The organism is Pseudoalteromonas apostichopi, from assembly GCF_030297135.1.
GTDB classification, from domain to species: Bacteria; Pseudomonadota; Gammaproteobacteria; order Enterobacterales; family Alteromonadaceae; genus Pseudoalteromonas; species Pseudoalteromonas apostichopi.
This window is the reverse complement of the sequence record NZ_AP028065.1, coordinates 368,587-392,298: the sequence shown is the minus strand read 5'-3', so window position 1 is coordinate 392,298 and position 23,712 is coordinate 368,587. Positions and strand designations below refer to the sequence as shown.

Here is a 23,712-nt window from a genome sequence, read left to right as displayed (position 1 = left end):
CATTTACTTGTACGTTACTTCATTTCAAAGTGAGCATTTAATGCTGTATGAGCAGGTGAAAGTGTAGCACTACTTGCAACAAAACCTGTCCATTTTTCTGGTAATTGAGCTAAAACTTGTTGTGCTTCTGCCTCGGTTGAAAACTCAGCAAAGCAGCAAGCGCCTGTACCAGTCATCTTTGACGGTGCGTATTTTAGCAACCACTGCAGGGCTTTTTCAACCTCGGGGCAGAGCTTTTTAACTAAAGCCTCACAATCGTTGCCTAAATTTTCTATTTGCCAGTCTGCTTTTAGCTTGGGAGTGTCGCGTTTTAAATCAGGGTGAGTAAAAATTTTCGCGGTGCTGACATGTTCCCCTGGATGAATAACACAAAACCAGCTTCGCGGTAATTCAACATTTTCTAACTGCTCGCCAATACCATGAGCAATCGCGCTGTGACCATTAATAAACACCGGAACATCGGCGCCTAATGTTACTCCAAGTTTTGCTAACTCTGCGAGTGATAAATCACAGCCCCATAGCTTATTGAGAGCTAATAGGGTAGTGGCCGCATCGGATGAACCACCACCGACGCCACCGCCCATAGGCAAGCGTTTTAATAATTCTATAGAAACGCCTTGTTGGCAATCACAATGCTGTTGTAATAAACGGGCTGCTTTGTATATAAGATTGTCTGTTAACTTAATGCCGCTGGTATCACCCTTTACATTTATGTCCAGATCATTGGTCACTGTAAATGTTAAGTCATCACCAAATTCTAAAAAGGTAAATAAAGTTTCTAGTTCATGGTAGCCATCTTCACGGCGACCATTTATATGAAGAAATAAATTAAGTTTTGCTGGTGCTATTAAAGTTAGCGGGGCGGTTGAAGCTTGCGTCATTATTAATTTAACTGCCAATCATTAAGTTGAATTTTAATACGAATTTTTTGGTTTTTAAGGCTTAGCTTAACAGGAAGCCAATAGCCATTATGTTTGATGTAATTTGAATAGCTAATCTGCCATTGCTGACCATCTTGAGCTTGCCATATAAGTTTTTTTAAACGACCTTGCTCATCAAAGCTGGCTTGTTCGTTTTCTACAGTTCCTTTTAGCCATTTTGCCGCGTTATCTAATGGGATTGAAAAACCTGTTAGGCGATATAATAACATTGAGGCATCACTATCTGTATAAACATCGCCGTCATATTCAAGTTCAGCACCTTGTGCATTTTGTTTTAAAGATAGGATGCGAGTACCAATAAAACTGGTGAGTACCATTTCACTGTGCTGCTCATCGTGCTGCCAATTTAAATTGGCGGATTGGCGTTGCTCTGTACTAATAAATGCCATTTTGCCTTGTACTTGCCACTGAGCTTGTTGTTCTAATCGGCTTTTCCAGTCGGGATAAATGTAATCAACTGTTGAAATTTTTTGCGCACAGCCACCTATAAATAAAAAAAATATGAATAAAATCAAATATTGTTTAATCAAATGTCGTTCCTTACTTTCCATATTCCGCTGATTTTTGGTAAAATTAACGCCTTTACAGCTGGGCTTAGCAATATTTGGTACATATGACCATCGTAGCACTTGGTATAAATCACAAAACCGCATCCGTAGAATTACGTGAAAAAGTCGCTTTTTCGCCAGAGCAAATGTCTGAGGCGTTGCAGCAATTAAGTGGTCACTCGCATTTTAATGAGGCGGTTATTGTTTCGACCTGCAACCGAACTGAAATCTATTGTAGCCTTGCCGAGCGTAATTCCCAAACCCTGTTGCACTGGTTAGCCAGTTTCCATGGGTTGGATGAACAGGAACTGAGCAATAATGTTTATTATCATGAAGATCATGAAGCAATTAACCATTTAATGCGGGTTTCATGTGGTTTAGATTCGTTAGTACTCGGTGAGCCGCAAATTTTAGGGCAAATAAAGCAAGCTTACCATAATGCGAAAACCCATGATGCGATAGGTGTAACCTTCGACCGTTTATTTCAAAAAACATTTTCAGTTGCAAAACAAGTTCGTACCGAAACTGATATTGGTGCCAGTGCGGTATCTGTTGCTTATGCAGCTGTTAATCTTGCTAAGCACATTTATGGCAAATTAGATAAAACCAATGTATTGCTTATTGGGGCTGGTGAGACGATAGAGCTGGTTGCTAAACACTTATACCAAAATGATCCGCAAAAAATAACAGTTGCTAACCGTACTATTGAACGAGCTAAAACGTTAGCAGATGATGTTAATGCGGATGTCATTGCATTAGCTCAGTTACCTGAGCGTTTACATGATGCAGATATTGTAATTAGTTCAACCGCCAGTACTTTGCCCATCATTGGTAAAGGGGTAGTAGAACAAGCGCTGAAAAAGCGCCGTCACAAACCAATGTTATTTATTGATATTGCAGTACCACGTGATATCGAGAGCCAAGTAGGCGAATTAGATGCGGCCTATTTGTATTCAGTTGATGACTTACAAGCCATAGTAAGCGAGAATATCGCCGCCCGTGAGCAGGCTGCTGAGCAAGCACAAGCTATTATTCGCTCACGTACCGATGAATTTGCTATGTGGTTGCGTTCACTCGATTCGGTGGATTTAATTCGCCATTATCGCAACGATGTACAAGATATAAAGTCAGAACTTGTCGAAAAAGCTTTAGGCCAGCTGCAAGCAGGTAAAGAAGCTGAAAAAGTTATACTCGAGTTGGCAAACAAACTGACCAACCGCTTGATGCACGCACCTACCCGTGCCATTCAAGATGCTGCTAAAAAAGGTGAAGCAGCGGAGTTAAGCCAATTAAAGAAAATGTTAGGTATTGATCAGGAATAGTCGTTAAATGAAAGAGTCTGTTTATAGAAAATTAGAAACCTTAGTTGAGCGTTATGAGGAAGTGCAAGCGCTACTAAGCGACCCCTCTGTGATCAGCGACCAAAATCGCTTTCGTGCCTTATCTAAAGAATACTCAGAATTAGAAGAAATCGTAAAAGCATTTTTAGCTTACCAACAAGCACAAGATGATGTTGCTACTGCTGAAGAAATGTTAAAAGACTCTGATCCTGATATGCGTGAAATGGCGCAAGAAGAATATAAAGAAGCAAAAGCACAAATAATTGCTTTAGAAGACGAAATCCAAATTCTAATGTTACCTAAGGACCCTAAAGACAATAATAACGTCTACCTAGAGGTTCGTGCCGGTACCGGTGGTGATGAAGCTGCTATCTTCGCAGGTGACTTATTCCGTATGTACAGTCGCTACGCTGAAACTAAAAAGTGGAAAGTGGAAGTCGTTAGTACTAATGAAGGTGAGCACGGCGGTTATAAAGAAGTGATTGCACATATCTCAGGTGAAGGTGTTTATGGTCAGCTGAAGTTCGAATCAGGTGCGCACCGTGTACAACGTGTACCAGAGACAGAATCGCAAGGCCGTGTTCATACATCTGCGTGTACTGTAGCAGTCATGGCTGAAATCCCTGAAGCGGAAGCAATTGAGATTAATCCTGCGGATATTAAAGTAGATACTTTCCGTGCATCGGGTGCCGGTGGTCAGCACGTAAATAAAACTGACTCAGCAATCCGTATTACGCATATTCCAACGGGCGTAGTTGTAGAGTGTCAGGATGAACGTTCACAGCATAAAAACCGTGCTAAAGCGATGTCAGTACTTGGTGCGCGCTTACAACAAGCTGAAGATGAAAAGCGTCAAGCGGCTGAAGCATCAGAGCGTCGTAACCTAGTAGGTAGTGGTGACCGTTCTGAGCGTATTCGTACTTATAATTACCCGCAGGGTCGTATCACAGATCACCGTATTAATTTAACGCTTTACCGTTTAAATGAAGTAGTTGCAGGTGATTTGGGCAGTGTTATTGAACCTCTAATGCAAGAACACCAAGCTGATTTACTTGCTGCGATGGGCGATGAATAATCGTGCCGCAAAGCATTGAACAAGCAATTGTTGCTGCAACGGCGTTATTAACGCCTAGCAGCGACAGTGCTAAGCTAGACGCACAAGTCCTCTTATTATCCATTCTTGATAAACCACGCAGTTACTTATTTACCTGGCCAGAAAAACAACTTACCGAACAGCAACAACTTGATTTTGAACAAGCATGTCAGCGCCGTTTAAATGGTGAACCCGTTGCTCACATTGTTGGCTTTCGTGAATTTTGGAGCCTTCCTTTGAAGGTTAACCCAACGACTTTGATCCCAAGACCCGATACCGAAACTTTAGTTGAGTATGCTTTAGGTCTTGAATTACCTGCTGATGCCAAGGTGCTTGATTTAGGCACGGGAACAGGGGCAATTGCCTTAGCATTAGCCAGTGAAATGCCAAATTGGCAGGTGACAGGGGTTGATAGAGTTGCTGATGCAGTTGAGCTTGCCCAAGAGAACAAACAACGACTTAGTATTAACAACGCCACTTTTACGTTGAGCAATTGGTTTAGTGCAGTAAGTACAGAAAAGTTTGACCTAATTGTCAGCAATCCTCCGTATATTGAACATGATGATGAGCACTTAAGCCAAGGTGATGTTCGCTTTGAACCGCTCTCTGCATTAGTTGCAGATGATGACGGTATGGCTGATATTAAACAAATTATTACTAGCGCGCGTGACTATTTAACGACAAATGGCTATCTTTTAATTGAACATGGCTACAAACAAAGTGTGAAGGTACAAGAATTTTTTGCACAAATGTCGTATAGCCATATACTTACAATTAAAGATCTTGGCGGTAATGACCGTGTAACCTTAGCACAATGGCCTAAATAATCATGAAGAGCACTGTGCGTACATAGCCTTTGAGGGTCCCATACAATGGATGATTTTTTGTTTTCGGATGAAGCACTTGATGAAGTTAATGAGGTGGTTCAGGGTAGTTGGAAAGTCATCATCGTCGATGATGAGCCAGAAGTACATGCCGTAACAAAGCTTGCGTTGAGTGACTTTGAATTTCAAGATAAACGCTTAGAGTTTATTAGTGCCTATTCGGGTGAAGAAGCCAAAGAGGTAATTGAGCAGCATCCAGATGCTGCCATCGTATTACTTGATGTGGTAATGGAAACTGACGACGCAGGCCTTAAGGTTGCTAAGTTTATTCGCGAAACTGCAAAAAATAATCACATTCGTATCATTCTTCGTACCGGTCAGCCAGGTCAAGCACCTGAGCGACAAGTGATAGTTAACTACGATATCAATGACTACAAGTCAAAAACTGAGCTAACTGCACAAAAACTTTTTACCGTGGTTATGTCGAGTCTACGTTCTTACCGTGACATTTTATCGATTGAGCAATCTCGTCAAGGCCTTGAAAAAATTATTAAAGCATCACGTGATATTTTCTCAACTCATTCACTTGAGAGCTTTATTGAAGGGGTGATGCAACAACTCACCTCATTACTCGGTACTGTAGATCAAGCAATGTATGCAACAAGCTTAGTTGCCAGTAACCCGCAGGATAATCAAAAGAAGTTAGTGGTATTTTCGGGGCGTGGTGAGTTTGAACGTAGTGAAGGTAAGGCTATCGAAGAAGTCCTAGATAATGAGCAGTTGCAAGCCTGCCAGCAAGCACTGAACGAAAAAACCATCGTCTACCGTGAAAATTATTTATTTGCTTATTGTTGTAGTGAATGTAATCACAACTCGATGTTATTTATTTCCGGTATCCCTAAGCATTTAACAGACACTCAGCGTCATCTGATTGAAATTTTTTCACAAAATGTGCAGTTGGCGTATGAAAATGTACAGTTACAATCTGAAATTGAAGCAACACAGCAAGAGTTAGTATTTAGGCTTAGTGAAGCGTTAGAGCAACGCTCAACGGAAACCGGTAACCATGTAAAACGTGTTTCGCACATTTGCTATGAATTGGCCTTGGGCTATGGTTTACCTAAACGCGAAGCTGAACTTATTCGCTTAGCAGCGCCCCTACATGATGTAGGTAAAGTGGGTATTCCTGATGCAATTTTAAATAAGCCAGGGCCGCTCAACGACGAAGAATGGGCTATCATGCAGCAGCATGCTGAAAAAGGTCATTTAATTTTAAAAGATTCAAATCGTGACATTGTTAATACAGGAGCCATTATTGCTTTATCACATCATGAGCGTTGGGATGGTTCAGGCTATCCGAAAGGTTTAAAAGGTGAGGAAATTCCAATTGCAGGTCGCATTGTAGCATTAGCTGATGTGTTTGATGCGCTACGTCATAAACGCTGTTATAAAGAGCCGTGGTCACTTGAAGATGTAATCAAGGAAATTAACTCGCAACAGGGCAAACAATTTGATCCGAAGTTAATTGAAGTGTTTAATCAGCGGGTTAAAGAAATAGAAGACGTACTTGTACGTTATCCAGATTAATTAAAACAAAATTAGGGGCATATGGATTATTTAGCAGTAAAACATACTCACATGCTGTTTGCCGTGTTGAGTATTATCTTATTTTACGTTCGTTCGTTTTCACGCTTAAAATCGGGCACTTTGGCAAAAAATAAAGTGGTATTTATTGGTAGTCATAGTATCGACACTTTACTGCTAGTTTCTGCAGTGGTATTGATTGTGATGGCAGGATTTAACCCTTTAGAGCAGTCTTGGTTATTAGAAAAGATAATCTTAGTTATTGCATACATTGTGTTAGGTGTTGTTGCTGCTAAGCAAAATGCAAAAAGTGCGAAGCTCGTATTACTTGTAATCACCACACTCATCTTATTGGCAATTGGCTATTTAGCCTCTGCTAAAACAGCACTTCTTCTTTAAGAATCTCTAAGCGGTATTTGATGGCCTAGGTTGTCATACCGCTTTTTTATATCTCATCGCTCAGTATTGGTAACTTAGGGGAAAAGTAGGTAAACTAGCTGTTCGTTTTTGTAAGAGATGTAGCAGTATAAATGACCACCCCTTGGTTTGAAGATCAAAATGAATCCTATCAAGAAGAGGCCTTTGACGCATTTTCTTCGAAAGTGCTTTATCGTTGTATCGACGCTGAATTGAAGTGGGATCATCAAGCTGATTTAACAGCCTGTTATGACACCCTCAATGAGCTTGAAGACACGGTAACAGCTCTTTGCGCTGAATTAAAAGAGCCACATGAGCGTCTCGATAAGTTACTTGATACCTTTTATCAACAATGGCTATTTAGCTCATCAAGCTTAAAAGTGCCTGAGTATACGTTAAATAGTTTTAGCTACACCATTACCATGCGCAGTGGTACACAAACCACGCTGGCAGTTTTACTTTGTCATTTATTGCAACATGCTGAATTGGACGCGACTGTTACTCTTAGTCAAGGAGACGTGCACGTTCATGTTGGTATGAGTGATGAAGAAGGTTATTTAATTGAGCCCAGCACGGGACAGCAGAGCTGGTATATAACACCAGAGAATGCGTGTGAAGAAAATGGTGATGAACAAGAACCTCTTGAGCTGATTTTTGATGAAGAGCTATATAAATTATATTTAGCTCAGCAAAAATGGTCTTTTATTAGCGAAAGTAAATTTGGTCATGCTTTGCATTGTGTTGAAATGTTGATGGAATTACTTGGTGATGACCCTTATGAGCGTCGTGACCGTGGTTATTTACTTAATCAGCTAGATTGCCCAAAAATGGCCCGCGATGATTTGCAGTACTTTATTAACGAGTGCCCAGATGATCCTGCTATCGAAGTTATTCAGCATCAAATTGCTGAAATAGAAGACAACAATAATACACACCACTAATTTTAAAGGAACATTTATGACTGACGCCCACAGTGCGCTAATTACCAATGACGCAGTCGTACTTGGTTTGCTTGCCGTTATTTTGGGGTTTATTTTTAAAACCTCTCACAGTAATAATGCTGCGTGCCAAAAATTTTATAAATACGTACCGGCATTATTACTTTGCTACTTTTTACCATCATTACTGAATACCTTTGGTATTGTTGATGGTCACTCTTCAAATGTTTATTTTGTTGCATCACGTTATTTACTGCCAGCCTGCTTAATATTGCTGACCATTAGTATTGATTTAAAAGCCATTATTAACCTTGGTCCTAAAGCATTAATAATGTTTTTAACGGGTACCATGGGTATCGTTATTGGTGGACCACTCGCTATCTTAGTAATGAGTGCGGTTTACCCTGAAGCTGTCGGAGGCCATGGCCCTGATGCTGTATGGCGCGGTATGACGACCATTGCTGGTAGCTGGATTGGTGGTGGTGCAAACCAAGCATCAATGAAAGAAATGTTTGAAGTGGGCGGTGATATTTTCTCTGCAATGGTAACTGTTGATGTCATCGTGGCGAACTTATGGATGGCGGTGTTGTTATTAATGGCAGCTAATCATAAGGCGATTGATGCCAAAACAGGGGCAGATACTCGTGCAATTGAAGATTTAAAAGAGCGCGTTGAAAAGTATCATGCTGAGCATGCGCGTATGCCAACCTTAAATGATTACATGACGATTATTGCTATTGCCTTTGGTATTACTGGCCTTGCTCATTTTTGTGCAGACTTTTTAGGTCCGTTTTTTGGGGCTAATTTCCCTTGGGCGCAAGAGTATAGTTTAAATAGTAAATTCTTTTGGTTGATTGTTATTTCTACCACCATAGGTATTAGTTTATCATTTACTAAAGTTCGCCATATTGAAGCCTTTGGTGCTTCAAAAGTAGCATCAAGCTTTTTATACATTCTTGTTGCTTCAATTGGTTTACATATGAATATTACCGCGATTTTTGACTCGCCAATGTATTTTGTACTGGGCGCGATTTGGATGATTACTCATGCAAGCTTAATGTTAATCGTCGCGAAACTAATTAAAGCACCACTGTTTTATATGGCAGTAGGCTCTCAAGCGAATGTAGGCGGCGCAGCATCTGCACCTGTTGTTGCATCAGCATTCCACCCGTCTCTCGCGCCAGTAGGTGTTTTACTTGCTGTTTTGGGTTACGGTGTAGGTACTTACATGGCTTATATTTGTGGATTAATGCTTCAAGCTGTTGCACCTTAAGGAATAGAAATGAACAACCAGTTAATTAAAATTAACGACATTGAATTAGCCAACAACAAGCCATTTGTGCTGTTTGGTGGTATGAATGTACTTGAATCACGTGATTTAGCGATGCGTATTGCTGAGCATTACGTAGAAGTAACATCAAAGCTAAACATTCCATATGTGTTTAAAGCATCTTTTGATAAAGCAAACCGCTCTTCAATTAATTCATACCGTGGCCCAGGTATGGAAGAAGGTTTAAAAATCTTTGAAGAAATTAAATCTACTTTCAATGTGCCTTTAATCACTGATGTACATGAGCCACATCAAGCCGCACCTGTGGCTGAAGTTGTTGATGTTATTCAATTACCTGCTTTTCTTGCTCGACAAACTGATTTAGTCGTTGCTATGGCAAAAACTGGCGCCATTATCAACGTGAAAAAACCACAGTTTTTAGCGCCACATGAAATGCGCCATATCATTAAAAAGTTTAATGAAGCGGGCAACAACAACGTTGCGCTGTGTGAACGTGGTACAAGCTTTGGTTATAACAACCTAGTGGTTGATATGCTAGGTATGGATGACATGAAGCCTATGGCGCCGGTTATCTTTGATGCAACACACGCATTACAGCGTCCTGGTGGTCGTGCTGACTCTGCGGATGGTCGCCGTGCACAAGCTGCAGAGCTTGCGCGTAGTGGTATGGCATTAGGCATTGCAGGTCTGTTCATTGAAGCACACCCTAATCCTAATGAAGCAAAATGTGATGGTCCTTGTGCACTTGCACTAAGTAAACTAGAAGGTTATTTATCGCAAATGAAAGCGGTTGATGACTTGGTTAAGAGCTTTGCACCACTAGATACTAGCGCTAGTGACTTGTAATCTTGCTATTTAAGTATGAAAAAGGCGACCATGGTCGCCTTTTTTTATTTGTATCGCTATAATCGACGCATAAGAAAAACTAATTCTAAGCTTGGTGATTATGTCTCGTCGTTTACCTCCCTTAAATGCGCTAAAAGCATTCGAAGCTGCGGCTCGTCATTTGAGCTTTACTAAAGCGGCAGAAGAACTGTATGTAACGCAAGCAGCGGTGAGTCACCAAATTAAAACCCTAGAAGAGCATTTAGGTTTAAAACTGTTTTTGCGTAAAAATCGCTCGTTATTGCTGACCGAAGAAGGGCAAGGTTACTTTTTAGATATTAAAGAGATTTTTACCCAGCTGATTGATGCTACAGAAAAGTTGCTTGCACGAGGTGCGAAAGGTTCACTGACAGTGAGCTTAACGCCAAGTTTTGCGATTCAATGGTTAGTGCCCAGACTTAGTTTATTTAATGAATTACACCCTGAGATTGATGTGCGAATTAAAGCGCAAGATCAGGATGAGAATTCACTTTCTGACGATGTCGATATTGCCATTTATTATGGGCGAGGTCACTGGAGTGGGGTGCAAACTTATAAGCTGCACACTGAATATCTGGTGCCTTTATGTAGCCCATTATTATTAACAGGCCCTAAGCCACTCAATCAACCAAGTGATTTGGCGAATCATACGTTATTGCATGATACGACCCGTAAAAATTGGAAAACTTGGATTAAAACGGCTGGTGTGCGTAATGTGCAAGTTAACCAAGGGCCAATTTTTAGTCACTCATCGATGGTATTACAAGCTGCGGTGCATGGTCAGGGTGTTGCTATTGGTAATAGCGTATTAGCTAAACCTGATATTGATGCAGGTCGACTTGTCATACCGTTTAATCACTCATTAGAAAGTAAAAATGCTTACTATTTAGTGATCCGCGAATCGCAAACAGAGCTTGGTAAAATAGTGTCTTTCAAAGACTGGATGCTGAGCTTAGTAGAGCAAGAACAAGAGTATTAACATGTTACAGTGGTTTAAAAGTGCAACAGGCAATGCCCGTGCACAGTTTATATTTGCACACGGCGCAGGGGCGGGCAGCGACTCTGAGTTTATGCAAACAATGGCTAAACTTATTAGTCAGTTCAATATTGATGTGGCGTTGTTTGATTTTCAATATATGCAAATTGCAAAAGAGACAGGCAAGCGAAGACCGCCAGAGCGTGCTCCTAAGTTGCTTGCATACTTTGCAGAGGTGCTGAGAGAGAGACAGCCAGAGCTGCCTTTATTTATCGGTGGTAAATCAATGGGGGGGCGTATGGCTTCTATGCTTTGTACCGAGCAGAGCCTAGCTAAAATAGCCGGAGTTGTGGCTTTTGGTTATCCGTTTCACCCACCAGGAAAACCTGAAAAACTTCGTATAGAGCATTTTGCAGACATACCATGTCCTTTTTTAGTTCTGCAAGGTGAGCGCGATACATTTGGAAATCAGCAAGAGCTCGCTGATCTTAAAATGATTAATCCGCCAGAAATCAAATTTTTCAAAGATGGTGATCATTCACTAAAACCACGTAAAAAAAGTGGAATTACTGAAGAAGAGAATCTACAGCAAGCTGCTGATTATGCAGCAAAGTTTATTATTAATTTAGTGGCAGGAGATGAGCAATGATCAAACTATATTTAATGGTTGGCAGCTTATTCTGCATGTTTTCGGTGATGCTTGGTGCATTTGCCGCTCATGGTTTAAAAAACCGTGTCTCGGAATACGCAATTGGGATTTTTAAAACAGCTGCTGAGTATCAAATGGTGCATGGCCTTGCACTTATAGCTATTGCTATCTTAATTAAGTGGGGCATGAACCTAAGTTGGGCTGGTGGATTTTTTATAGCAGGTACGTTTCTATTTAGTGGTAGTTTGTATTTACTCGCATTAACGGGCATGAAATGGCTTGGGCCTATCACCCCTATTGGCGGCGTTTGTTTTATTATTGGTTGGGCTATTTTGTTAGTTCAAGCCGCACGATATAAGTTTTAAGGGTTATCTATGTCGAGTGTAATTATTTATTGTCGCAGTGGTTTTGAAAATGATGCCGCTGCTGAAATTACCTTTCAAGCTGCTGAACAAGGCTTTGCAGGTTACGTTAAAACAAAACCAAATACAGGTATTGTTGTTTATGAATGTTTTGATGCAAGTCACGGCGATGAAATCATAAAAAAAGTCGACTTCAAAAATATGGTATTTGCGCGTCAATGGTTTACTGGCATTCTAGTGGATAATATGCCACTTGAAGACCGTGTTAGTGCCATTGTTGATGCTGCCGCTGATTTTCCTGAATGTGGTGACTTACGCGTAGAAACGCCCGATACTAACGAAGGTAAAGAGCTGTCTAAGTTCTGCAAAAAGATTTCGACGCCACTGAAAAAGTCGCTTGAAAAGCGCTCAAAGGTAACACGCGAGCTTGCAGAGAAGAAACCAGTAATGCATGTGTTATTTTTAGCAAATGACAGTGCTTATGTCGGCTATTCGTATACATTTAACAACTCGCCTTTCTTTATGGGTATTCCGCGCTTACGTATGCCTAATGATGCGCCGAGCCGCTCTACCTTAAAACTCGATGAAGCCTTTAACGTGTTTATTCCCTCCCATGAAGCCGAAGAACGTATGCAACCTGGCATGCGAGGCGTTGATTTAGGCGCTTGCCCAGGTGGTTGGACTTATCAGCTGGTGCGCCGTGGAATGTTTGTAAGCGCAATCGATAATGGCCCAATGAATGATGATTTGATGGAAACAGGGCAGGTTAAGCACTTCAGAGTAGATGGTTTTAAATATCGCCCTGAAAAGCGCAATATTCAGTGGTTAGTGTGTGACATGGTAGAGAAGCCGACAAAAGTGACTAATCTTATGATTGATTGGGCAGTTAATGCCTACGCTAAAGAGCTAATCTTTAATCTCAAGTTGCCTATGAAAAAACGTTTTGACAGCGTTTACGAATGTTTGAAAATGATCAAAGAAGAGCTTGATAAATATGGAGTGAGCTACGAGCTGCAAGCCAAGCATTTGTATCACGATCGTGAAGAGGTCACAGTACATTTGAATGTAACTAAGGTTCCACAAAGCCTTTACAGTTAGCATCAATTTGAAAATAAAAAGGCCAATAGCTAAAACTATTGGCCTTTTAATTAGACGATTAAACATCTAACTTAAGTTCGATATTTACTTCGGTAATTATCGACCCATAAACGTGTGCCTCCACATACTGCAACAGGCATGACAATTAAGTTAACAATTGGTATTGCTGTTAAAATCATTACAGCTAAACCAAAACCATAGGACAAGGTTTGCTTTTGCTTTAAGTCACCTTTCATTTCATTAAAGCTAATTTTATGGTTATCGAAAGCGTAGTCTTCATATTGAACGGCATACATCCAACAGGTGAAAAGCACCCATAAAACTTGCCCGATCACAGGTAAAATCCACAATAAAATAAAAAAGCCAATAGCGCGTGGTAGGTAATAGCAAAGTTTTGTCCACTCTCGTCCTAGCATGCGTGGCACATCTTTCATTGTATCGAAAAGGCTATCGTCATTAATTTTTTGCCCAGTTAAGTAAAGCTCAACTTTTTCACTGAGCAGGCCGTTAAATGGGGCTGCTATAAAATTCGTAATAACCGTGAAGAGCATGCTGTAACTAAATAAAATCACCAGCACGGCAATCGGCCACATTAGCCATTCGAGCCAGCTAAGCCATTCTGGTAATAACGAGTTCATGTAAGCAAAGCCATCAGTGAGCCAACCGTACAAAAAGAACAGCGAACTACCAAAAAGCAGGATATTGATTGTTAAAGGAATAAGTACAAAACGTTTCAACCCCTTTTGGCTAATTAACTTAAAGCCAGAAAAGAAGTATTCCATACCTTGAGTGAACTGCACGAGAAAACCTCATCTTTTTTCTTGTTGTTTGCAGTATATGGTTTTAACGATATTTGAACAGCTTTTTTCCGTAACAAAGTGTTTAACTCTTTACATGGACTAACTCTTTACATGGACAGTCACTTTAAGCCTAGCTCTCAGCTGTATTCCAAGGGAAGAAATTTAAATAGACAGTCATTACACTTAACTGTTTTTGCAGCACAAGAGTTTTTGTCTACACTTTAGTTACAGCCCATGCATTTTAAATTATCGGTTCAAGGAGTGGACGATGGCTATAGCAAGGAAGCGGCAAATCTGTTTGTCGAATACTAAATACTATCACTGTGTATCCCGATGCGTTAGACGCGCCTACCTTTGCGGAGAAGATACTCTCACAGGTAAATCATATGAACATCGCCGAGGGTGGGTTGAAGATCGTCTGCTTGTTCTTGCGAAGGTATTTTGTATTGATGTGTGTGCTTATGCCGTGATGAGTAATCATACTCATATTGTGCTTTATGTAGATGATAAAAAAGCAAATAGGTTAACCGATAAGGCCGTTCTTCTACGCTGGAATAAGCTCAGTAAAATGACGCCTTTAGGTCAAAACTTCCTCCGTGGTGAGCACTTGAGTGACGTTCAACAGGCCTTTTTAAATAAAGAGGTTGTAGAATACAGAGCGCGCCTTTCTAGTATTAGTTGGTTCATGCGAATGCTTAATGAGTATATTGCCAGGCGTGCAAATAAAGAAGACGAATGTACCGGGCATTTTTGGGAAGGGCGCTTCAAGAGCCAAGCACTACTTGATGAATCTGCTCTTTTAGCGTGCATGGCCTATGTTGATTTAAACCCTGTTCGTGCAGAGGTTGCGAGGACCCCAGAGCAATCTAACTATACAAGCTTTAAAAAGCGAAGCCAAAGTGCGAAGAATTCAAAACAACCTAAGCTACTAGCTCGTTTTGTTGGTGGTATGAACAAGAATAAATCAAAGGGAATACCTTTTGAGTTAAAGTCATACCTGTTACTTGTAGAACAGACAGGGCGTTGTATTAGCACGGATAAACGCGGATATATAGATCATCATTTACCTCCTATCCTTGAGAGGCTTAATCTCGAGCCAACAAATTGGCTAACATTAACAACACAGTTTGAACATTTATTTCACGGTGCTGTAGGTCGAATACAAGCTATTGAAAACTACTGTAGTAAAACTGCTCGAAAGCGGCGAAGTAACAGGACTAATAGTCTATTACTGTTAGCTAGCTAATTCTTTTATGTGATTTTTGTAATATTATTTTTTAAAACCATTGCTTTGAAATGGCTAGCGTTTCTCAAATTAATCAAAATCAGTTTTAAGATTAAAGGAAAAGAAAGACCTTTAAAGTTAAGCGGGCTTTGCAAGGTCAAGTTTAGAGAGATTGAGAGGAGTTTTAACCTAAGTCTAAGGTTTTTATTTTTAAGTGCCTGTCCATTTTAGTTAAATTAAAAACTAAAGTGACTGTCTTCTTAAAGTTTTCAGTAAAAATCATTAATCTTTAATTGAGCGGTGTAGGTTGGACTTTAATTTTTATCAACTGGGCGTTTTTTCAGTTACATACTGTTGAACTAAGCGATAGTATGGCGGTCTGAACAGTACCTATAAAAATGAATATTGAAAACAACAGTAGAGGATTAAACTAATATCCGATATCATTGTTAACATTATTAACAAAAACGACATATAAAAATGGGAGTTTTATGCAGTTAGTCGATTTAAATCCACATGATCCTGAAGTAGTACACGTGTTTTCTGATATAGACCGACTCATAAACTCATTATATCCTGTTGCAACCGCTCAATCCTTAAGTGTTGAAGAACTTGCTGAACCTAATGTTTATGCCATTGGCTTGAAAAATGAAGATGGTATCGTTGCTTGTGGTGCAATCGTGATGCAAGAAGGCAATCCTCCATATGGTGAGATCCGCCGCCTATATGTAAAACCAAGTTACCGTGGTAAAGGTTTATCACGTCGAATTATGCAAATACTCTTGCATCACGCAGGTGAGCAGCAAATTCCGCTTATTCGATTAGAAACAGGCCCTAAACAAACAGAATCCATTAGCCTATATGAAAACTTAGGCTTCAATCGTTGTGGTCCGTTTGGTAACTATAGCGAAAATCCACAAAGTTTATTTATGGAGTTAGGGCTTAACCAGTAAGTTAGGTATTAAGCCATGTTTTATTGAGGTTATCCTAATTTATAAATATTCCTTACAATTCATATGTTTTGTTACGATTTTTTTGATTACTGCCTGTGGTGATAAGTCACAAGTATCTATTACTTCTAAGAGTAAGCAACCCGACTTTACTATTGATACCACCCAGTTCTACTTAAACTCATGTCACTCCCTAACTGGTGTCTTCAATCATAATGGCACTATAGAATCAAAAGTTATTCTTACATTTCCTTATCGGCCTTTAAGTGTTTGCACTGATAAACAATCACAGCTTAATTTTGATGGTACTTATCTTACTGTAAAAATTTGCCGCACATCTTTTGGTGCAGGAGGGTGTGGGGTTGAAAAATTTCGGACAAAGGACTTTGAAAATTGGCAAGAGTACATCGGTATTACGTGGCATGATAACGAGCAATGTGAGGCATGGAGGCGCTTGGGATCGAACTCAACAAAAGCAGATGAAATCACAAAAGTAGTGCCTGTCCTCTAAAATGCCTGTCCTCTAAAATACTCTAAAATGAAAAACAGTCCACTAATATGTATTCTTGTTTACAGTGCCTGTCCTTAAATAATTTTGAGTATGGGTAGGGAATTATCGATTCGTTTTTCACATTAAAAATCACTCGTTACGAGTAAAAATTCTTGTTGGACTTGAATCACTATTTTTCTTTTAATGCGCGGCAACAACCCTTGCCGTTTTTGGCATTACTAAAATAAAAGAGAAAGATAGATGAAAGAGACAACATCACTAGAACAAGCTCGCACGAGTTACAATGTTCGTCATTGGAGCCAAGGTTTCTTTGGTATTAATGATCAAGGTGATGTGTATGTTGCGCCAAAGGCCCATGCCCCAGAGCAAACCATTGCACTAATCGATATCGCACAGCAATTACAAGACAAAGGCTTAAGCTTGCCTGCGTTGGTTCGTTTTCCACAAATTTTACATCATCGTGTACATAGCTTATGTCAGGCATTTAACACGGCAATTGAAAATTATGGGTACCCGAAAGACTATTTGCTTGTTTATCCAATTAAAGTAAACCAACAACGCGAAGTTGTTGAAGAAATAGTTGCAAGCCAAGCTGATATTGAAAAGAAGCAATTGGGTCTAGAAGCGGGCAGTAAACCTGAGCTATTAACGGTTTTAGCCATGGCTGAAAAAACCAGTGCTGTAATTGTATGTAATGGCTATAAAGACCAAGAATACATTCGTTTAGCACTGATTGGCGAGAAGCTAGGTCACAAGGTTTACATTGTTCTTGAAAAACTGTCTGAGCTAGACATGGTGCTTAGCCAAGCAAAAGAGTTAAACGTAAAGCCACGCATTGGTATTCGTGTACGTTTAGCGTCGCAAGGTAAGGGCAAGTGGCAAGCAAGTGGTGGCGAAAAATCAAAATTTGGTTTGTCGGCATCGCAAGTACTCAGTGTGGTTAATCGTTTAAAAGCATCTGATCAACTTGATCTGATCCAACTTGTACACTTTCACCTTGGCTCGCAAATGGCAAACATCCGCGATGTTCGCTTAGGTGTGAGTGAAGCTGCGCGTTTTTACTGTGAGTTACGCAAATTAGGTGCACAAATTGATTGTTTAGATGTAGGTGGCGGTTTAGCGGTAGATTATGACGGTACACGTAGCCAGTCTCATAACTCAATGAACTACAGCTTAAGTGAATATGCTAATAACATTGTATACACCATTGGTGATACCTGTAAGTTATATGAGCAACCAATGCCGCGCATTATTTCTGAATCAGGTCGTGCGTTAACAGCGCACCATGCTGTATTGATTTCGAATGTTATTGGTACCGAAAGCTATGTACCAGAAGACATTCAAGCGCCAGCCGCTGATGCACCACTATTATTAAAAAACATGTGGACATCATGGCAGCAGTTAAGTGATGACAATGACGACCGTGCATTAATTGAAATTTATCATGATAGCCAAGGTGATTTAGCCGAAGCACATAATCAATTTGCACTTGGCTTATTAGATTTAACAGAGCGAGCATGGGCGGAGCAAGTTAACTTACGTGTATGTTATGAACTTAACAAACATATGGATAACAAAAACCGTTTTCATCGTCCGATTATTGATGAATTAAATGCGCGTTTAGCAGATAAGTTTTTTGTGAACTTTTCATTGTTCCAGTCATTACCGGATGCATGGGGTATTGACCAGGTGTTTCCTGTTTTGCCTTTAAGTGGTTTAACAGAGGCACCACAAAAGCGTGCAGTGTTACTTGATATTACCTGCGACTCAGATGGTGCTATGGAGCACTATGTCGATGGTCAAGGTATTGAAAGCACCTTGCCGGTACCAGCATTTAGCGAAGAAAAACCTTATTTAATGGGCTTTTTCTTAGTGGGTGCTTACCAAGAGATTTTAGGTGATATGCATAATTTATTTGGTGACACGCACAGTGCAATTATAAAAATGGACGAGCAGGGTCAGGCGAAAATCACTGAAGTTAACGAGGGTGATACCGTTGCTGACATGATGCGTTATGTACATTTAGATGTAGAAGGTTTTCAGCAATCTTACGCCCAACTGGTAGCGGCAAAATTACCAGAATCAGAGCAGCAAAGCGTATTAGATGAGTTGCAAACTGGCTTAAATGGTTACACTTATTTAGAAGAGTTATAAGCAATGTCGACATTGTTTGACCACACAGATCATTCGTTATATTCAAACGGCATGACGTTTCTACGTCAGCCGATGGTGCAAAACATCACTGCAATCGATGCCGATGTAGTGGTGCTAGGTTTACCATTTGACCTGGCGACCTCGGGTCGCCCAGGTGCACGTTTAGGCCCTGATGCAATTCGTCGTGCCTCTGTGCACCTTGCGTGGGAAGAAATCAAGTACCCGTGGACGTTCCCGTTGTTTGAGCGTTTAAAATTAGCTGATGCTGGTGATTTTACCTACCCAGTAGGTGACCCAGAATATTTTACAGCGCAATTAGAATTAGCGGCTGAGCAAATTCTTCGTCAAGGTAAAACATTATTAGGCTTAGGTGGCGACCATTTTGTGACTTTGCCTTTACTGCGCGCCCATGCTAAGCAATACGGTAAGATGGCATTAGTTCATTTTGATGCTCACACAGATACTTACAGCAATGGCTCACGTTATGATCACGGTACCATGTTTTATCATGCGCCGATGGAAGGACTCATTGATGTTGAACACAGTATTCAAATTGGTATTCGTACTGACTTTGATCAGAGCAAACATGAGTTTGCGGTGATTGATGCAATGGCTGCCAATGATTTACCTGCACAAGATATCGCTGAGCAAATCAAAGCACGCGTGGGTGACTTACCTGTGTATCTAACCTTTGATATTGACTGCCTTGACCCTGCATTCGCTCCAGGGACAGGCACACCTGTGTGTGGTGGCTTAACAAGCGATAAAGTGCTTAAGGTGCTTCGTGCATTGAAGGGCATTAATATGGTCGGTATGGATGTGGTTGAAGTATCGCCATCATATGATCAAAGTGAATTAACCGCGATTGCCGCAGCGACCATTGCCAATGAGTTATTACACTTATGGGCTTTAAAGCATAAATACTAAGTGAGAGAGACAAAGAGCGCCTAAAGGCGCTCTTTTTTTAACATAAAATGAAGCCGTTATGCGCTTCGTACATCAACTTTTAACTTAAGCTTTTGCCCAGGCTGAATGTATTTTTGTCCAGCTAATGAGTTCCATTTGATAATATCTTGCACAGAAACATTAAACTTAGCGGCAATTCGCGCTAACGAGTCACCACGACGAACTTTATAGGTAATTGTTCGCTCTTTGGTTTGTGTCGCAGCAAGTTGTGACTTTTCTTCCTTATATACAGTTAGCTTTTGACCAAGACGAAGCACTGAATTTTTTTTCAGCTTATTCCATGTTGCTAGTTCTGCAATAGTCACATCGTACTCACGGCTGATATCCCAAAGTGTATCGCCACTGGCGACTTTATGGCTTAGCTTTTTACGCGTTGCTTTATTCGCTGCCATACGTACTGATTTTGGTAAATGCTGGCTATTTATCTCACCATCACTTAGTGGCACAAGTAATTGCTGACCAACACGAATAGTATTCGATGAAAGTTTATTCAGCGTTTTAATGGCATTTGTACTTGTAGAAAACTTCTTCGCAATCACAGATAAGCTGTCACCACGTGCAACCACATATTGCTGCCAGCGCAGTCGGTCTTTTTGCTCTGTTTTTGCTAGTCTCTCAGAAAACGATTCAACTTTATCTGACGGTAATAATAAAAAGTGCGGTCCATTTGGATCAGTCGCCCAGCGATTAAAACCAGGGTTCAAACGATAAAGTTCAGTTAAGCTAATATCTGCCATATCAGCAGCGAGTGCCAAGTCGATTTGGCTTCCTACATTAACCGCTTCAACTACTTGAGCATTAATAATTGGCTGCCACTTCACACCAAACTCGTCGCTGCGTTTTACTAGATCAGACAGCGCTAACAGCTTTGGTACGTACGAAGTGGTTTCTTTTGGTAAATCAAGTGACCAAAAATCCGTTGGTAAATGCTTTTTACGGTTCTTTTTAATGGCGCGAAGTAAACGACCTTCACCTGAGTTATAGGCCGCAATGGCATTTAGCCAATCGCCTTCTAAGGTTTTGTGTAAATATGATAAGTAATCAAGGGCTGCACGGGTCGATTGCACAATGTCACGACGACCGTCATACCACCAGTTTTGTTTTAAATCAAAACGCTCACCGGTCTGTGGCATAAATTGCCAGATACCTGAAGCACTGCGGTGCGAATAGCCAAATGGGTCAAATGCACTTTCTACAATGGGTAAAAGGGCAATTTCGATTGGCATTTGACGTTTTTCGACTTCTTCAACAATGAAGTATAGGTATGGCTCAGCTCGCTTCGAGATACGATCTAAATAGGCCTGATGACGCGCATAATAGTTACGCTCAGCAACAACAGGGCGGTTTTGTGGCACATCAATCGAAAGCTGGTAGCGAATACGTTCCCATACATCATCAAATACAGGAGGCGGCTCATCAATATCGGTTAATTGTTGATACTGAGCGTTGATCATCAATGCATCATTGATGTCGCTCGGACTTGCGCCGTCTAATTGTTGCTCAACATTATTGTTCGCAACATCTGTACTTGCTGAGTCAGAGGCTGTTAATTGACAGCCACTTAAAATCAGCGCAAGTGATAAAACTAAAGGAGACTTATACATATATACCCATACATCAGGTAAAAAAACTCGGCGAATATTACCTGCTCTGAGAACATATTGCCACTTTATGACCAGTTTATGTCAGCTTATTATTGCAAGATGCTGATCTAAATATACAAAATTGTAAACACTCGCGTTTACGTTTATTTAAAAGTTATCTTTCCAAGCTCTGAGACCTGAAAAGCGTTGCCAAGGTTCATTCAGATCCAAATTAATTTTTAGCTCATCAGGCAGCTCATCGGTGATAGTTGCTACGTTGCTACGCAAAAATGGATTTATTTGTTTTTCAACGCCTAACTGAGTTGGCAGGCTTATTTCGCCGTTGGCACGCAGCATATCTACTTTATCACTGTAGTTGAGTAGGTATTCATTATTTGGTTCAACGGCTTTTGCAAAGGCTAAGTTGGCTTGCGTGTATTCATGAGTGCAATAGATTTTACACTCATCTGGCAGGGCTCTTAATTTACATAGTGAGTGCCACATTTGCTCAGCACTGCCTTCAAATAATCGTCCGCAGCCAGCACTAAATAAGGTGTCGCCAGTAAAACTTAATTCGTCATTAATGTAACAAACATGGTCTAGGGTATGACCGGGTGTCGCAAGCACGGTAAAAGTGTAATCATACACAGTGACTTTATCCGCTTCTGATACGCCATGAGTAATGCCTTTAAAAGGGCTGTGTCTTGGCCCATAAACCGGAATATCACGAAATGCCTTAACCAGTGCAGCAACGCCATCGGTATGGTCATAGTGGTGATGGGTAATCAAAATACCGCAAAGTGTTAAGTTTTGCTCGTTTAGGTAGTTTAAAACAGGTTCTGCTTGACCTGGGTCTACAACCCATGCAGTTTGCTCAGCCTCATTGCTGATGCACCAAATGTAATTATCAGAAAAGGCTTTAATTGCTTTAACTTGCACCATGTTTAATTGCTCTATAAAGTGACAGTTAACACACAGTATAACGAGCTCAGAAAATGAAACCAGCCCTTAGTTTTCAAGAAGGTCCTAAGCCATACTCTTGGCAGCAGTTCCCTCATGGTGACTATTTACGTGCTGAAATTGAACGTAAGCTAACGCCATGGCTGCCACGCATGTTTGGCTATCACATGCTCAAACTTGGTAATTTAAGTGGTGAGCTGGCAACCAGTGAAAGTCCTATTAAGCATCAAGTTTGTGTAGCAGAGCAGGGGTTATTTACCGGTGTAATTGCGGATGTAGACGAACTGCCTTTTTATGAGCACAGTGTTGATGCATGTATTTTATCGCATTGCTTAGAATATCATTCTGATCCGCACCACATCTTACGCGAAGCACACCGTACTTTAATTCCCGGTGGCTATCTGGTGATCACGGGCTTTAACCCGTTTAGCTTGTGTGGATTGGCGCAGCTTTTACCTTTTAGTCGCCAAAAGCTTCCTTGGACAGGGCGCTTTTTTACACCGTCGCGAGTAAAAGATTGGCTGAATCTATTGGGTTTTGAGATTATTTCGGATGAGCGATTTATCCATTCATCGCTTGCAAGAGGGAGCCGTTTATCACGCTTTGCTGCTTGGCGTAGTTTTGGTCAACAATATTTAAAGCCAATGGGGAGTGTTTATATGCTGGTGGCTCGAAAACGTGTGGCCCCGCTTACACCAATTAAACCTAAATGGCATGCAAGGCCGCAATTTTCGCCGGTAAAAGGAGCTGGGCTTAGACAAACATCAAAGCAGCACTGTGAGCGGGATAGCTAAATAGTGTTGGTGAGTATCCGTTTTGCTTGGGTATTGGCCTGCACGAATATTTAATTGAATAGAAGGGTGCAGCAGCTTTGGTACAGCTAAGGTTGCATCGCGGTCTTCCCGAGTTGCAATAAAGCTTTGTTTATCGCCTTTTAAATGAATGTTTTGCTCACGCTGCTCTTTCACTGTGGTTTTGTTCGCGAGAGGGCGGCCATCTGGTTGGTAGTCATGACACATCCAAAGTACCGTGTCGTCAGGTAAAGCTAAAATACGTTGTAGTGAATCATATAACTCGGCTGCACTACCGCCAGGGAAGTCACAGCGGGCTGTGCCGCTGTCTGGCATAAAGAAGGTGTCACCTACAAATACATTGCCATCAATGTGGTAACACACACTATCAGGAGTGTGGCCCGGTGTGGCAATCACATCAACCGTGTAATCACCTAACTGAAATTGTGCTTTATTAGCAAATAAGGCATCAAACGGTTCACCATTACATGGCATATCTAGATTATAAAGTTGGCTAAAGTGTTTTTGAACGTGTGTGATCCCTTCGCCTGTACCAAGCTTACAGGGATGTGTGTTTTGTAATTGTTGCTTTATATAACTTGCTGCGGTGATATGGTCAGCATGTGCATGGGTCTCAAGTAGCCATTGTAATGTGAGCTGCTCAGTCTTTATGTAGCTGATGATCTCATTGGCTGTTGTAAAACTTAACTCACCACTTGGCATATCAAAATCAGCGGGTGCATCAATCAGCAAGCAATCTTTAGTGCTTTCACAACTAACTAAATAACAGAGAGTGGCGCTTTGTTGATGATAAAAAGAGTGAATGCGCAGAGCCATAATGAGTCCT

23 protein-coding genes are annotated in these 23,712 nt (G+C 40.8%); 17 read left to right on the top strand and 6 right to left on the bottom strand.

Annotated elements, in window-relative coordinates; all coding sequences use genetic code 11:
- Positions 1–14 precede the first annotated feature (14 nt).
- Entirely contained in the window at positions 15–881 is an 867-nt protein-coding gene (ispE, locus tag QUE86_RS01715; protein WP_286258819.1) for a 4-(cytidine 5'-diphospho)-2-C-methyl-D-erythritol kinase, read from the bottom strand.
- 2 nt (positions 882–883) lie between these two features.
- On the bottom strand, positions 884–1,471 hold the full coding sequence (lolB, locus tag QUE86_RS01710) for a lipoprotein insertase outer membrane protein LolB (protein WP_130051179.1): 588 nt from the start codon (positions 1,469–1,471) through the stop codon (positions 884–886).
- A gap of 83 nt (positions 1,472–1,554) precedes the next feature.
- On the opposite strand from lolB, the gene hemA reads away from it, so the two are divergent.
- The 12 genes from hemA (at position 1,555) to rlmM (ending at position 12,925) form a co-directional block, all read left to right on the top strand.
- Positions 1,555–2,811 carry a glutamyl-tRNA reductase gene (hemA, locus tag QUE86_RS01705; protein ID WP_175580517.1) on the top strand — a complete coding sequence of 419 codons (1,257 nt, stop codon included), beginning with the start codon at positions 1,555–1,557 and terminating at the stop codon, positions 2,809–2,811.
- 7 nt (positions 2,812–2,818) lie between these two features.
- Entirely contained in the window at positions 2,819–3,904 is a 1,086-nt protein-coding gene (prfA, locus tag QUE86_RS01700) for a peptide chain release factor 1 (protein WP_054551648.1), read from the top strand.
- Positions 3,905–3,906: 2 nt separating this feature from the next.
- On the top strand, positions 3,907–4,749 hold the full coding sequence (gene prmC, locus QUE86_RS01695; RefSeq protein ID WP_286258816.1) for a peptide chain release factor N(5)-glutamine methyltransferase: 843 nt from the start codon (positions 3,907–3,909) through the stop codon (positions 4,747–4,749).
- A gap of 45 nt (positions 4,750–4,794) precedes the next feature.
- The gene (locus tag QUE86_RS01690) at positions 4,795–6,333 is read left to right on the top strand and encodes a response regulator (protein WP_130051182.1); all 1,539 of its coding nucleotides are present in this window, start codon (positions 4,795–4,797) and stop codon (positions 6,331–6,333) included.
- Between the two features lie 21 nt (positions 6,334–6,354).
- Entirely contained in the window at positions 6,355–6,729 is a 375-nt protein-coding gene (locus tag QUE86_RS01685; RefSeq protein WP_130051183.1) for a SirB2 family protein, read from the top strand.
- 131 nt (positions 6,730–6,860) lie between these two features.
- Positions 6,861–7,688, top strand: a complete 828-nt coding sequence (locus QUE86_RS01680) for a tetratricopeptide repeat protein (protein ID WP_130051184.1) — start codon at positions 6,861–6,863, stop codon at positions 7,686–7,688.
- 16 nt (positions 7,689–7,704) lie between these two features.
- Positions 7,705–8,958: a DUF819 family protein gene (locus tag QUE86_RS01675; RefSeq protein ID WP_130051185.1), complete on the top strand. Its 1,254-nt coding sequence runs from the start codon at positions 7,705–7,707 to the stop codon at positions 8,956–8,958.
- A gap of 9 nt (positions 8,959–8,967) precedes the next feature.
- The gene (gene kdsA, locus QUE86_RS01670) at positions 8,968–9,822 is read left to right on the top strand and encodes a 3-deoxy-8-phosphooctulonate synthase (RefSeq protein WP_130051186.1); all 855 of its coding nucleotides are present in this window, start codon (positions 8,968–8,970) and stop codon (positions 9,820–9,822) included.
- Positions 9,823–9,922: 100 nt separating this feature from the next.
- Positions 9,923–10,819 carry a transcriptional regulator GcvA gene (locus QUE86_RS01665; RefSeq protein WP_286258812.1) on the top strand — a complete coding sequence of 299 codons (897 nt, stop codon included), beginning with the start codon at positions 9,923–9,925 and terminating at the stop codon, positions 10,817–10,819.
- A 1-nt stretch (position 10,820) separates the two neighbouring features.
- Positions 10,821–11,465, top strand: a complete 645-nt coding sequence (locus QUE86_RS01660) for an alpha/beta family hydrolase (protein ID WP_286258810.1) — start codon at positions 10,821–10,823, stop codon at positions 11,463–11,465.
- Positions 11,462–11,830 (top strand): DUF423 domain-containing protein, encoded by a 369-nt coding sequence (locus QUE86_RS01655; RefSeq protein WP_167659218.1) that lies wholly within the window; start codon positions 11,462–11,464, stop codon positions 11,828–11,830. Before QUE86_RS01660 ends, QUE86_RS01655 begins: the two co-directional genes overlap by 4 nt.
- A 9-nt stretch (positions 11,831–11,839) precedes the next feature.
- Positions 11,840–12,925: a 23S rRNA (cytidine(2498)-2'-O)-methyltransferase RlmM gene (rlmM, locus tag QUE86_RS01650; protein ID WP_286258808.1), complete on the top strand. Its 1,086-nt coding sequence runs from the start codon at positions 11,840–11,842 to the stop codon at positions 12,923–12,925.
- Positions 12,926–12,996: 71 nt separating this feature from the next.
- On the opposite strand, the gene cysZ is transcribed toward rlmM, so the two are convergent.
- Positions 12,997–13,707, bottom strand: coding sequence for a sulfate transporter CysZ (gene cysZ / locus QUE86_RS01645; RefSeq protein WP_175580518.1), 711 nt, complete (start codon positions 13,705–13,707; stop codon positions 12,997–12,999).
- A gap of 286 nt (positions 13,708–13,993) precedes the next feature.
- Between cysZ and QUE86_RS01640 the strand changes: the two genes are divergently transcribed.
- From QUE86_RS01640 to speB, 4 genes are all read left to right on the top strand, one after another.
- Positions 13,994–14,971, top strand: a complete 978-nt coding sequence (locus QUE86_RS01640; RefSeq protein ID WP_286258805.1) for a transposase — start codon at positions 13,994–13,996, stop codon at positions 14,969–14,971.
- Between the two features lie 470 nt (positions 14,972–15,441).
- Entirely contained in the window at positions 15,442–15,903 is a 462-nt protein-coding gene (locus QUE86_RS01635; protein WP_105174581.1) for a GNAT family N-acetyltransferase, read from the top strand.
- A gap of 748 nt (positions 15,904–16,651) precedes the next feature.
- The gene (speA, locus tag QUE86_RS01630) at positions 16,652–18,565 is read left to right on the top strand and encodes a biosynthetic arginine decarboxylase (RefSeq protein ID WP_130051192.1); all 1,914 of its coding nucleotides are present in this window, start codon (positions 16,652–16,654) and stop codon (positions 18,563–18,565) included.
- A gap of 3 nt (positions 18,566–18,568) precedes the next feature.
- A complete protein-coding gene (speB, locus tag QUE86_RS01625) occupies positions 18,569–19,492 on the top strand; it encodes an agmatinase (RefSeq protein ID WP_130051193.1) in 924 nt (307 codons plus the stop codon).
- Positions 19,493–19,548: 56 nt separating this feature from the next.
- Here speB and QUE86_RS01620 read toward each other — a convergent pair whose 3' ends face one another.
- On the bottom strand, positions 19,549–21,135 hold the full coding sequence (locus tag QUE86_RS01620) for a LysM peptidoglycan-binding domain-containing protein (RefSeq protein WP_286258800.1): 1,587 nt from the start codon (positions 21,133–21,135) through the stop codon (positions 19,549–19,551).
- A 147-nt stretch (positions 21,136–21,282) separates the two neighbouring features.
- The gene (gene gloB / locus QUE86_RS01615; protein WP_130051195.1) at positions 21,283–22,056 is read right to left on the bottom strand and encodes a hydroxyacylglutathione hydrolase; all 774 of its coding nucleotides are present in this window, start codon (positions 22,054–22,056) and stop codon (positions 21,283–21,285) included.
- Positions 22,057–22,109: 53 nt separating this feature from the next.
- On the opposite strand from gloB, the gene QUE86_RS01610 reads away from it, so the two are divergent.
- Entirely contained in the window at positions 22,110–22,868 is a 759-nt protein-coding gene (locus tag QUE86_RS01610; RefSeq protein WP_130051196.1) for a class I SAM-dependent methyltransferase, read from the top strand.
- On the opposite strand, the gene QUE86_RS01605 is transcribed toward QUE86_RS01610, so the two are convergent.
- Positions 22,839–23,702: an MBL fold metallo-hydrolase gene (locus QUE86_RS01605; RefSeq protein ID WP_130051197.1), complete on the bottom strand. Its 864-nt coding sequence runs from the start codon at positions 23,700–23,702 to the stop codon at positions 22,839–22,841. The two genes, QUE86_RS01610 and QUE86_RS01605, sit on opposite strands and share 30 nt — an antisense overlap.
- Between the last annotated feature and the right edge of the window lie 10 nt (positions 23,703–23,712).

Coding starts and splice junctions, on each gene's coding strand:
- ispE (WP_286258819.1), bottom strand. CDS start 881: ATGACGCAAGCTTCAACCGCCCCGCTAACTTTAATAGCACCAGCAAAA.
- hemA (WP_175580517.1), top strand. CDS start 1,555: ATGACCATCGTAGCACTTGGTATAAATCACAAAACCGCATCCGTAGAA.
- prfA (WP_054551648.1), top strand. CDS start 2,819: ATGAAAGAGTCTGTTTATAGAAAATTAGAAACCTTAGTTGAGCGTTAT.
- QUE86_RS01690 (WP_130051182.1), top strand. CDS start 4,795: ATGGATGATTTTTTGTTTTCGGATGAAGCACTTGATGAAGTTAATGAG.
- QUE86_RS01685 (WP_130051183.1), top strand. CDS start 6,355: ATGGATTATTTAGCAGTAAAACATACTCACATGCTGTTTGCCGTGTTG.
- QUE86_RS01680 (WP_130051184.1), top strand. CDS start 6,861: ATGACCACCCCTTGGTTTGAAGATCAAAATGAATCCTATCAAGAAGAG.
- QUE86_RS01675 (WP_130051185.1), top strand. CDS start 7,705: ATGACTGACGCCCACAGTGCGCTAATTACCAATGACGCAGTCGTACTT.
- kdsA (WP_130051186.1), top strand. CDS start 8,968: ATGAACAACCAGTTAATTAAAATTAACGACATTGAATTAGCCAACAAC.
- QUE86_RS01665 (WP_286258812.1), top strand. CDS start 9,923: ATGTCTCGTCGTTTACCTCCCTTAAATGCGCTAAAAGCATTCGAAGCT.
- QUE86_RS01660 (WP_286258810.1), top strand. CDS start 10,821: ATGTTACAGTGGTTTAAAAGTGCAACAGGCAATGCCCGTGCACAGTTT.
- QUE86_RS01655 (WP_167659218.1), top strand. CDS start 11,462: ATGATCAAACTATATTTAATGGTTGGCAGCTTATTCTGCATGTTTTCG.
- rlmM (WP_286258808.1), top strand. CDS start 11,840: ATGTCGAGTGTAATTATTTATTGTCGCAGTGGTTTTGAAAATGATGCC.
- cysZ (WP_175580518.1), bottom strand. CDS start 13,707: ATGGAATACTTCTTTTCTGGCTTTAAGTTAATTAGCCAAAAGGGGTTG.
- QUE86_RS01640 (WP_286258805.1), top strand. CDS start 13,994: ATGGCTATAGCAAGGAAGCGGCAAATCTGTTTGTCGAATACTAAATAC.
- QUE86_RS01635 (WP_105174581.1), top strand. CDS start 15,442: ATGCAGTTAGTCGATTTAAATCCACATGATCCTGAAGTAGTACACGTG.
- speA (WP_130051192.1), top strand. CDS start 16,652: ATGAAAGAGACAACATCACTAGAACAAGCTCGCACGAGTTACAATGTT.
- speB (WP_130051193.1), top strand. CDS start 18,569: ATGTCGACATTGTTTGACCACACAGATCATTCGTTATATTCAAACGGC.
- QUE86_RS01620 (WP_286258800.1), bottom strand. CDS start 21,135: ATGTATAAGTCTCCTTTAGTTTTATCACTTGCGCTGATTTTAAGTGGC.
- gloB (WP_130051195.1), bottom strand. CDS start 22,056: ATGGTGCAAGTTAAAGCAATTAAAGCCTTTTCTGATAATTACATTTGG.
- QUE86_RS01610 (WP_130051196.1), top strand. CDS start 22,110: ATGAAACCAGCCCTTAGTTTTCAAGAAGGTCCTAAGCCATACTCTTGG.
- QUE86_RS01605 (WP_130051197.1), bottom strand. CDS start 23,702: ATGGCTCTGCGCATTCACTCTTTTTATCATCAACAAAGCGCCACTCTC.